This is a genomic window from uncultured Campylobacter sp. (assembly GCF_937890585.1).
Lineage (GTDB): Bacteria > Campylobacterota > Campylobacteria > Campylobacterales > Campylobacteraceae > Campylobacter_A.
In genome coordinates, this window is the sequence record NZ_CALACG010000278.1 from 1 (window position 1) to 9,873 (window position 9,873).

11 protein-coding genes are annotated in these 9,873 nt (G+C 42.3%); 1 reads left to right on the forward strand and 10 read right to left on the reverse strand.

What is annotated here, in order from left to right; all coding sequences use genetic code 11:
- From Q0296_RS08370 to Q0296_RS08415, 10 genes are all read right to left on the reverse strand, one after another.
- A partial coding sequence (locus Q0296_RS08370) for a RelA/SpoT family protein (RefSeq protein ID WP_298039262.1) occupies window positions 1-1,719 on the reverse strand: 1,719 nt, incomplete at its 3' end.
- On the reverse strand, window positions 1,706-1,921 hold the full coding sequence (locus Q0296_RS08375) for a DNA-directed RNA polymerase subunit omega (protein WP_004317259.1): 216 nt from the start codon (window positions 1,919-1,921) through the stop codon (window positions 1,706-1,708). The genes Q0296_RS08370 and Q0296_RS08375, both read right to left, overlap by 14 nt.
- 18 nt (window positions 1,922-1,939) lie before the next feature.
- Window positions 1,940-2,656 carry a UMP kinase gene (gene pyrH, locus Q0296_RS08380; protein WP_298039267.1) on the reverse strand — a complete coding sequence of 239 codons (717 nt, stop codon included), beginning with the start codon at window positions 2,654-2,656 and terminating at the stop codon, window positions 1,940-1,942.
- A gap of 73 nt (window positions 2,657-2,729) precedes the next feature.
- Window positions 2,730-3,938, reverse strand: coding sequence for a peptidoglycan DD-metalloendopeptidase family protein (locus tag Q0296_RS08385; protein ID WP_298039269.1), 1,209 nt, complete (start codon window positions 3,936-3,938; stop codon window positions 2,730-2,732).
- The gene (locus Q0296_RS08390) at window positions 3,935-4,750 is read right to left on the reverse strand and encodes an FtsX-like permease family protein (RefSeq protein ID WP_298039272.1); all 816 of its coding nucleotides are present in this window, start codon (window positions 4,748-4,750) and stop codon (window positions 3,935-3,937) included. The genes Q0296_RS08385 and Q0296_RS08390 overlap by 4 nt, the downstream gene beginning before the upstream one ends.
- Complete coding sequence (locus Q0296_RS08395; protein WP_107848340.1) at window positions 4,737-5,408, reverse strand: ABC transporter ATP-binding protein; 672 nt, start codon at window positions 5,406-5,408, stop codon at window positions 4,737-4,739. Before Q0296_RS08395 ends, Q0296_RS08390 begins: the two co-directional genes overlap by 14 nt.
- A complete protein-coding gene (gene trmB / locus Q0296_RS08400; protein WP_298039275.1) occupies window positions 5,392-6,579 on the reverse strand; it encodes a tRNA (guanosine(46)-N7)-methyltransferase TrmB in 1,188 nt (395 codons plus the stop codon). The genes Q0296_RS08395 and trmB overlap by 17 nt, the downstream gene beginning before the upstream one ends.
- Window positions 6,579-6,992 carry a hypothetical protein gene (locus tag Q0296_RS08405; RefSeq protein ID WP_298039277.1) on the reverse strand — a complete coding sequence of 138 codons (414 nt, stop codon included), beginning with the start codon at window positions 6,990-6,992 and terminating at the stop codon, window positions 6,579-6,581. The genes trmB and Q0296_RS08405 overlap by 1 nt, the downstream gene beginning before the upstream one ends.
- A gap of 118 nt (window positions 6,993-7,110) precedes the next feature.
- A complete protein-coding gene (locus Q0296_RS08410; RefSeq protein ID WP_298039280.1) occupies window positions 7,111-7,785 on the reverse strand; it encodes a hypothetical protein in 675 nt (224 codons plus the stop codon).
- On the reverse strand, window positions 7,718-8,689 hold the full coding sequence (locus Q0296_RS08415; RefSeq protein ID WP_298039283.1) for an RluA family pseudouridine synthase: 972 nt from the start codon (window positions 8,687-8,689) through the stop codon (window positions 7,718-7,720). The genes Q0296_RS08410 and Q0296_RS08415 overlap by 68 nt, the downstream gene beginning before the upstream one ends.
- Before the next feature lie 52 nt (window positions 8,690-8,741).
- Here Q0296_RS08415 and Q0296_RS08420 point away from each other — a divergent pair, with 52 nt between their 5' ends.
- Window positions 8,742-9,848, forward strand: coding sequence for an FtsW/RodA/SpoVE family cell cycle protein (locus tag Q0296_RS08420; RefSeq protein ID WP_298039285.1), 1,107 nt, complete (start codon window positions 8,742-8,744; stop codon window positions 9,846-9,848).
- The last annotated feature ends 25 nt before the right edge of the window (window positions 9,849-9,873 follow it).

A 9,873-nucleotide genomic window follows, 5' to 3' on the forward strand; every position in this document is an offset into this window, starting at 1 on the left:
CTGATATTTGTCGCTCAAAGAGATCATAAAAGGGCGCTCTTTTCTGATATATTTTTTAAACATATTTGCCACTTCCTGCAAAAACTCACTATCAGTCGCCGCGCGAAATACCTTTTTGCCCAAATTTTCACGCTCGACCCAGTCTAATATCCTCTCTTTTGAGACGTTAAATACTGATTTTAAGATATCGATCGCGATTTTGTGATTGATCTCCTTGATCTTTTGCTTGCAAAATGACCTTATCGTCGCTCTTGCCTTGCCTGTTCGCACGCTATTTATCCACGAACAGCGAAATTTAGCCTCCTCGCCAGTTACGATCCTAACGATATCGCCGTTTTTTAGCTCTGTTAAAAGTGGCATCCTAACGCGGTTTATATAGGCTTCATTTGCGTAAAGGCCGATCTCTGTGTGAATTTCGTAAGCATAGTCAAGCGCCGTAGCGCCACGTGGCAGCGTAAAGACCTCGCCCTTTGGAGAGTAAACTGCGATATCTTCGATATAAAGGCTATCTTTTGCGTACTCGTAAAGCTCCTCGACGTTGCTTTCAACCTCGTTACTTTGCATGCTGATGTCGCTTAGCCAGTCAAGCTTTGGATTTAAAAGGCTTCCCTCGCCATTTTTATACTTCCAGTGCGCTGCGACGCCGTATTCTGCGGTCATGTGCATGTCGTATGTACGCACTTGCGCCTCAAAAATGCTCTTGTTATCAAATATAGTCGTATGTATCGTTTGATAGCCATTTTGCTTTGGAAGTGCGATATAGTCTTTAAACCTCGAGATGAGAGGGTTAAAATTTATATGTAAATTTCCAAGTGCCAAATAGCAATCAAGCGGCTTTTCCACGAGAATTCTAATAGCAAGCAAGTCAAGCACCTCTTCTATGGAAATGCCCTTTCTTTGCATTTTTAGATAGATCGAGTAGTAGTGTTTTATGCGTTTTTGTATCTCAAAAGTGCCCTCGATAAAGCCATTTTCAAGCAAAATTTGACTTACTTTTTCATTAAAAGCATTTAGTTTTAGGCTAAGCTGCTGCTTGTTTTTATTTAGGTAGCTATCGATCTTGGCGTACTCTTCTGGCATCGCGTATTTAAAACTTAGGTCTTCAAGGATGTTTTTGATCGATGAAATTCCTAGCCTATGAGCGATCGGAGCGTAAACCATAAGCGTCTCTTCGGCGATACGCTTTTGCTTTTCTGGCCTTAGCGCCTCAAGGGTTAGCATATTATGAAGCCTGTCGCAAAGCTTTACGACAAGGACTCTCACGTCTTCTATGGAGATTAAGAGCATCTTTCTAAAAGTTAGCGCCGAGCTTGCCAGTTTTTCGTTGCTATCGGAGCTTGCGAGCTTGTTTTCTCTAATGGCAACTATCTTTGTAAGTCCCTCAACAAGCTTTGCTACCTCATCGCCAAATTCAGCCTGAAGTTCGCCTAGCGTGACGTTGGTATCCTCGACCACGTCGTGAAGAAGTGCGGCTATGACCATGCTCTCATCGCCGCCCATGTTTGCAACGATAGAGGCTACTAAGATGGGGTGGATGGCGTATGGTTCGCCGCTTTTTCGGTATTGTCCAGCGTGAGATGTGACGCAGCTGTCGATAGCTTTGTCTAAAATTTCACTTCTTTCACAAAGAGAAAAGAGCAGTTTTATCGCTTCTGAAACGTTTTTGCAAGCTAAAATTTGCTCGATTAACTGCTCTAAAAAAAGACTATTTTCCTTCAACTATTGCCTCTAAGCCTATTTTGCCCTCAGCCACTTCAAGTAGTGCGATGTCAGCAAATTTCATCTTTGAAGTATCAGCATCAACTAAAGCTATGGCGCCATTTGCTAGCGCTTCTGCACGCTTTGCAACGATAAGTGAAAGCTTATATCTGTCGTCTCCTACTTGTTTTAGCGCTCTTGCTGTTATTTGTTCTGTTCTCATTTTTATCCTTTTTGAAATTTATTTTACAACTGAGTATAGGGCTGCTTCTTCTTTATTTATTATTTTTAATAAATTTCCAGCCTTAAACATATTGCAAACTAAGATCGGCAGTGAGTTGTCCTTTGCCAAAGCTATGGCAGTGTCGTCCATAACCTTGATATCGTCACTCATCGCCTTTTCGTAGCTTAGTGATTTTAAGAGTTTTGCATCTTTGAATTTTTTCGGATCTTTGTCAAAAACGCCATCAACTTTTGTCGCTTTTATGATCATATCTGAGCCGATCTCGATAGCTCTTAGAGTAGCTGCGGTGTCTGTTGTGAAGAATGGATTGCCCGTGCCTGCTGCAAAAATGACAACTCTACCCTTTTCCAAATGGCGCTGCGCACGTCCCACGATGAAAGTCTCGCAGATCGCCTCCATCTTGATCGCGCTTTGCACTCTTACTTCAAGTCCGCTTCTCTCAAGCGCTTCACGCATCGCGATCGAGTTGATAACAGTTGCTAGCATGCCCATGTGATCGCCGCTCGTTCGTTTGATGATACCGTCTTTTGCTGCACTCACGCCGCGTATGATGTTGCCACCGCCGATGACGATGCCAACTTCGATCTCGTTGTCGATGAGTTCTTTTATCTCGCTTGCTATAAATTTAAGCACAGCTGTGTCTATACCAAAACCATTTTCTCCAGCCAAGGCCTCGCCTGAAAATTTGACCAATACGCGTTTTCTCTTACTCATTGTCATGCTCCTTGAAATTCACGCATTTTAGCCAAAAAGGCTTTAAATTTAGCTAATAACGCTTACAAAGTGACTATTTTGAGATCATTTCAAGCGGGTCGATATGGTAGTTTCTTTGCGTCACTTCAAAGGTGAGATCGTTTCTAACTCGGCCTATGACGTAGCCTTTTTGCACGAGTGAGCCTACCTTAACCGTTGGCGCGATCTGGCTTAGGTGAGCATAGATCGTGTGGATGCCGTTTTCGTTTTCTATGATGACGACGTTTTCAAGCATTGGAGTGGCTTTAGCAAAGACCACCTTGCCATTTAGCACGCTTTTTACCTTCGCATCTGGCGTGGTTGAGCGAAGTATGACTGACTCGTTAAAAATTTTGATGTTATATATCGGGTCTACGTAGTTGCCAAATTTTTGCTTTACGGTGTAGCTATCAAGCGGAGCGATCGTCCTTGCGCCTGAATATCTCTTAACAGAGCTTGTCTGATAGCCTCCGCCCATTGGCTGGCTCTTTGCACCGCCCTTTGCGCCCTTGCCAGCTTGCTTTTCTCTGGCTGCTCTGGCGGCTTCGTCCTCTTGCTTTTGCATGATAGCAAGCTGTTCAAGCGTCTTTCGTAGCTCATCTTGCTGCGCTTGAAGCTTGGCTAACTTTTTGGTGTAAATTTCTTTATCTCGCTTAAGCCCGCTAATGGTATTTTTCTGCGTGCTCTCTAGGCTTTGTAGATCACTTTGCTTGCGCTTATAGTTTTTTATACTTGTGTTTATCTCACTTATCTTGCTTGACTGGTTTTTTATGAGATTGATCGTCTCTTCGTAGTCCTTGCTAAGCTTGTTAAAGTCCTCTTTTGTGATGGCATTTAGCTTGGTTAAAATTTGAGATGAGATGATGCTCTCTTCGCTTTGTTTGCCATCGTTAGCTCCCATTAAAAGGTCAAAAGAGAGATCTTCTGCGATGATCCTTATCATATTTTGCTCTAGCTCTTTTTGGGTGCGCTCTAGCTCTTTGTTTTGCTTTGTTAGATCATCAAGCTCAAGAAGCGCTTTTGAAGCATTTGTCTCAAGAACTGAAATTTGACCCTTTAAATTTGTGATATCGCCGCTTATGCCGCGTAGTTTTTTCTCACCAGTTACTATATCGCCAGCCAAGTCATCTAGCTTTTTACTAAGCTGCTCACTCATCGCCTGGCTCGATCTTAGCGAGTTTTTAGAGTCTTTTATCTTCTCTTTAGTATTTGAGGCAAAAGCTAGACTAAAAGCTAGCAAAAATGTAAAAATTCCTTTTTTCATATCGTGCTTTTTCTAGCCTTACTCATTACCAAACTTACAGCAAAAACGCTCAAAAACAAGGCCGCACCAAATAAGATAAAGATATCCCTTGAAAGATCGAGGCTAGGCAAGACTACATCGATACTTGCAGCATTTTCTCTAAAAATTTCAATGGCTGGCAAGAAAAAGAAAAACGTCCCGACAATGATCGTGGCAACTAGGCTATCAACCATGGCTGATTTATAAAGCATGGCTGACTTTAGCCAAAATGGCGCTCCAAAAAGTGTCATTATTTCAATGCGCTCTCTATGCTCAAATAGCCAAATTTTAGCCTGCTTTAACATAAGCATAAGACCTATCACGCAAAGTATCGCCATAAATGCGTACGATATGCTTTTGGCTAAATTTAATATCTTAAAGACCTTGTCGTGGGTCTTTGAAAATGTCTCGACCTTGGTTATGCCGTCAAATTTCAAAAGCTTTTGCTTTAGCTCGTCCATATATTGTGGTGTCGGAAATTCGCTAAGTTTTATCGAGTAAAATTTAGGTAGCGCATTTTGCAGGATAGATAAATTTTTAGCCGAGATGTCGTTTGATAGGCGGTCGATGATCTTTTGCGGGCTTAGTGGCTCAAGGCTAGCTAGGTTGCTCACAACTGGCTTTAAGACGGGCTCGCTTAGCTCTTTGCTTGAGACCACCACGATATTGTAGTCATTTCCCATAAGGCGCTCGTACTCTTTTACGACCTTGTCAGCTGTGAGGCTAAACTGCACTGAAAATAAAAGTGCAATGAGCGGCAATATAAATCCCATGTGGTTTTTAAGCGATCTCATGCACGCCTCCATTTTCTATGACGAAGTGGCGGTATGGGATGCGAAGCGTTGATGGGATGTGATGCGTGACTACAACGACACTTGTACCTAGAAATTCTCTGGCTGATTTTAGAAGCGACCAGATGACATCACTTGAGTACTCGTCTAAATTTCCCGTTGGCTCGTCGCATAAGAGTAAATTTGGATTGTGTGCGAGCGCTCTTGCCATGGCGACCCTTTGCTGCTCGCCGCCGCTTAGCTCCATAGGATATTTATCGGCCTTGTGAAGCATATTTACGTGCTTTAAAAGTTTAGCCACCTGCTTTTTGCTTACATTTTGATTGACGCCTTTGATGATGAGTGGCAGCATGACGTTTTTTTCGACATTCCACTCATTTATCAAGCGATAGTTTTGAAATATAATGCCAACTCGCTGCCTAAGCTCGCAAAGTCTCTTGTCATCGATGTCGTCCATTTGCGTCATGCAGACATTTAGCTCGCCAGCAAGGGGCGAAATTTCTCCGTAAAACGACTTTAAAAGCGTGCTTTTTCCGCTTCCACTCTTGCCTGTGATAAAGACAAAGTCATTTGCGTAGATGTCTAAATTTACGCTATTGATCACAACCTCGTTGCGCTCATAAGCTAGGCTTAAATTTCTTGCGCTAATTATCTCTTGCATCAGCCAAATACTCCTTCAAAAGCTCGTGTGCTGCTAAATTTTCACGTATTAAGATCGGTTTTTTTATAAAATATTCGCTTTTTTCATCGCTTATTTTGATAAAACACTGCTCTGGTTTGTTAAACGCTCCAAAGGCGACTTTTAGCAAAATTTCACTCTCGTTTATGGTGTAAATTTCCTCAAAATGTAAAAAATGATCCTCTTTTTTTATGATGAAATTTTTAAAATTTTTAATGATATTTTTTACGTTTGTCTTTTCTTTAAAGCTAAAATCCCCAGCCAAAACGCTCTCGATACTTTCAACCTCACAAGTATAAATAACGTCGTAGATATCCTTATCTTGGCGTCTCCAGCGGTCTTCATACTTGCTAGTTACTTCTAAATTTCTATTTTTAAAAGCTTCGATTTTTGAGTTTGCAGGCTCTAAAAATTTACTCAAACTAAAGTTGCAATACTCCTTGCTATCAGTTCTTAGCTCAAATTTACCACCAACCTTTAGTATCCTCTCGCACTCAAGCGCAAACGCCGTTGAGACCACTCGTCTATGCTCAGCCTTATCCCACGGCACTGGAAAGTGCAAAAAGACTCTATCAACTAAATTTGATCCAACTAGCGAGAGTAAGAGCCTTGCGTCAGTGTTTATAAGCCGCACGTTTTCTAGGGCATTTGCCCTAGCTAGCTTTGCTACTTGCTCGATGCTTGGTTTATAGACCTCTATGCCGATAACTAGGGCATTTGGATTGTTTTTAGCCTGATAGAGCAAGTGTCTGCCAGAGCCAAAGCCTATCTCGATAAGTATCTCTTCAAATTTATCTTTTAGCTCGCTAAAGGCTGGCGCAAACTCTTCAAGGCTTAAAATTTCACTCACTTTTTTGGTCAAATTTGTCTTTTTTACAGCAAATGCTTGGCTGATGATACCGTTACAATTTTGCTCCTTAAAAAGCTCTAACGCCTCTTGTAAAAGGCCAACTTTGGCTGGCTTTGTAAGCTTTTCTCCCTTTACGACAACGCCGTTTTTGCCGCCCTTTACGACTAGAAAAAAGCTCTCTTCTTCATTTTTTGTATAGATGAGCCTCTCGTTTCGGCCATTTGCCTGCCAAAGAAATTTGATCTTGTCGTTACCAAATGGAAACGAGAGCTCTTTTAAGGACGAAGCTATGAAATTTGGCATTATTTTATGCTAACTTCTGCTTTTGATGACTTATCAGAAGCGATGCCGTACTCATCTACTGCTACGACGCTGTAAGAGTAGCTAGCGCCTGGCTGGACGCTATCGTCTCTTATGCTTGTTTCGCTGATATTGCTAAATACTTTTTCGCTAGCACCGCTTCGATAAACTGTATATGAGCTAGCTCTATCAACTGCGTTCCAGCTTACATTTACGCCGCTGCCATCGTAGCTAGCGCTTATGCTTGGAGTTTTTGGTGCGCCAAGTGTGCTACCAACGATCGGATCTTCTTGCTTTAAGCTCTCAAGACCGTCTTTATCGACCGCTGTCACTCTATAGTACCTTGTCGCAGCGTTTGTGTTTATGAGGTCTTCGTAGGTGTTGCTAGTCGTTTTTGCTAGATATGTGTAAGGCAAAAATTTACTAGTCGTTCTATAAACCTTAAAGTACGAAAAGTCCTCAGCTGGCGCGTAATCCCACGTTAAGATGATCTTTTTTGGCGCGTTTTTGGTCGCTTGGACATTCGTTACTGATTTAGGGTAACTCCTTTGTTGTAGCGCTTATGTTTTGGCTTGGTTTTGAGATGACGCCAGAAGAAGTTTTAACTAATATCCTATACTCATAAGACCTGCCAGGCTTTACCTCGGTATCGATATACTCGGCATTTAGTCTGCCATTTACCTCTGCGATCTGGCTAAATTTATTAGCTCCTGCATCACTTCTTTGGATGATATAGCTAGCCACAGTGCTATCAGGATGTGGTCTCCAGATCACTTTTACACGACCTGGAAGCCCTGTGATAGCTTGTGCAAATGGCACAGAGTCAAGTAGCGGCTTAGTAGTCGCAGTTGCGATCGCACCAGGCTGAGAGATGGCGTTGCTTGAGTATGTTCTCATTTGATATGTATATGTGGTCTCTGGCGCTAGGTTGCGGTCTACGTAGTGCGTCGAGAAGCGGTCCTTTATGTTTGCAACTAGCTGCATTTTTGAGTTTGCATCGTTTGGATTTGAACGGTAAAGGTAGTAGCCAACGACGCTCTCGTCGCTCACTGGGTTCCACTCAAAGCCAACCTCTGTCATGTCTGAAATGGTTTTTAGGCTTGTGACTGTTGGAAGCGATGTGCTTTGCTGAGTCGGTACGCTAGAGCCGCATCCCGCTAAGAAAGCTGCTAAAAATGGTGTCAATATGCGTAGGGCAAATTTTTTCATCAAAAATCTCCTTGGGAATTTTTTTGTAAATTATTTGGTTAAAGTCATCATACGTTTTTGCGGTAAATTCTACCCTTTTGCCAGTTCGCGGATGGATAAAATATAGCATATAAGCGTGAAGCATAACCCTGCTTATTTTATCGCCTTGGCTCTTAAATCCGTATAAATCATCGCCTAAAATGTGGCGATTTATGCTAGCAAGATGCACTCTTATCTGATGCGTCCTGCCTGTAAAAAGCTTTGCTGCTATCAAATTTACCCCGCCTTCGCTTAGTAAATTTACAAAGGCACTTTTTGCAAATTTAGCGTCCGCGACGATCGCTTTTTTTAGGCGGTTGTTTGGATTTCTGCCGATTGGCTTGTCGATGATGATGTACTCTTTTAGGGGCAAGTCGGTGAGCGCTAGATAAATTCGTCCCATGCTCTTATCGCTTAACTGCTCGCTAAGTTTTGCGTGGGCGAAGTTGTTTTTAGCAACGACGATAGCGCCGCTCGTGCCCTTGTCTAGGCGGTGGACGATGCCAGCTCTTACGTCGCCGTTTAAATTTGAGAGCATAAAGCCCTTTTTGTTTAGCCACTCAACTAACGTCGCCTCTTTGACGCTTGGGGCTTGGTGGACGACGATTTGCGGGGGTTTGTTTAGCACTATGAGATCGTCATCTTCATAGATGATAGGGATATCGAAATTTACTTCGTACTCGTTTTGCACCTCTTTTTTTGGGGCAAAATTTACGCAAATTTCATCGTTTTCATTTAACAAAAAGCTTGGTTTTGAGACTGGTTTTAAATTTACGCTTATAAGAGAGTCTTTTATCAAATTTAAAGCTTGATTGCGTGAAATTTGAAGCTCCTGCGCCACTGCAACGTCGAGTCTTGAGCTATTTAGAACATTAAATTTAACCAAAATCAAAGCCTTGTTTGTGATATAATCTAGCCCAAAAAACAAGGTTTGCTTCTTGATAAAACTAGATCGGCGTATTTTAACACATTTTGATTTTATTCAGCCGTTTTTAATCATCCCAATCATAGCCATCTCATACATCCTAGTTTCCGAAGCAAACGACGTTTTAGCAAACAAACAGCTTGTATATTTTGGCATAGGATTTGTCTCATTTTTCATAGCATTTTTGCTGCCTATTAGGCGCATAGACTGGATCATCCCAATGTTTTACTGGGTTTGCATCGTGCTACTTCTAAGCGTTGATATCTTTGGTGTTAGCAAGCTTGGAGCTAGGCGTTGGTTGGAGATCCCCTTCGTTCACTTCACGCTTCAGCCCTCAGAGCTCATGAAGCCAGCATTTTTGCTTATGCTAGCCTATCTCGTCAAGCAGCGCCCTCCAGAGGCCGACGGATACGGACTAAAGGACTTTTTAAGGCTTAGTTTTTACATACTTTTGCCATTTGCGCTCATCATGAAAGAGCCTGATCTTGGCACCGCGCTCATACTTTTGATAGTTGGCTACACCATCCTTTTTGTCATCGGCGTAAATAAAAAAATTTGGATCTGCATCATCCTTGCCATAGGATTTTCGGCGCCGGTTTTGTATGAAAATTTGCATGATTATCAAAAAAAGAGGATCCACGACTTCATCGCTGAAGAGCCAAGCTACCACGTCAAACAAAGTATCATCGCCATAGGTAGCGGTGGGTTAAAAGGCAAGCCAAAGGACGAGGCAACGCAGACGCACTTTAAATTTTTGCCAATCGCCACAAGTGACTTCATATTCGCCTACAATATCGAGCGTTTTGGCTTTTATGGGGCGCTTCTTTTGCTGGGGCTTTATGGAGCGCTTATAACGCACCTTCTTAGCCTAAATTACGGGCTTAAGAATGATTATTTCACGCAGGTGACCGCCACTGGCATAGCCGCACTCATCTTTGTTTATGTGGGAGTAAATGTCTCGATGACGATCGGCTTTGCGCCGGTTGTGGGCGTGCCACTGCCGTTTTTTAGCTACGGCGGAAGCAGCTTCGTCACCTTCATGGTACTTTTTGGGATACTGCAAAATCTGCTAACGTTTAGGTTTGATAAGACATATCGGTTAATTAAATTTAAATTTTAAAATTTTACATAGTAAAGAGTGTATA

Coding starts and splice junctions, on each gene's coding strand:
- trmB (WP_298039275.1), bottom strand. CDS start 6,579: ATGCCAAATTTCATAGCTTCGTCCTTAAAAGAGCTCTCGTTTCCATTT.
- Q0296_RS08375 (WP_004317259.1), bottom strand. CDS start 1,921: ATGAGAACAGAACAAATAACAGCAAGAGCGCTAAAACAAGTAGGAGAC.
- Q0296_RS08395 (WP_107848340.1), bottom strand. CDS start 5,408: ATGCAAGAGATAATTAGCGCAAGAAATTTAAGCCTAGCTTATGAGCGC.
- Q0296_RS08390 (WP_298039272.1), bottom strand. CDS start 4,750: ATGAGATCGCTTAAAAACCACATGGGATTTATATTGCCGCTCATTGCA.
- Q0296_RS08385 (WP_298039269.1), bottom strand. CDS start 3,938: ATGAAAAAAGGAATTTTTACATTTTTGCTAGCTTTTAGTCTAGCTTTT.
- Q0296_RS08410 (WP_298039280.1), bottom strand. CDS start 7,785: ATGAAAAAATTTGCCCTACGCATATTGACACCATTTTTAGCAGCTTTC.
- pyrH (WP_298039267.1), bottom strand. CDS start 2,656: ATGAGTAAGAGAAAACGCGTATTGGTCAAATTTTCAGGCGAGGCCTTG.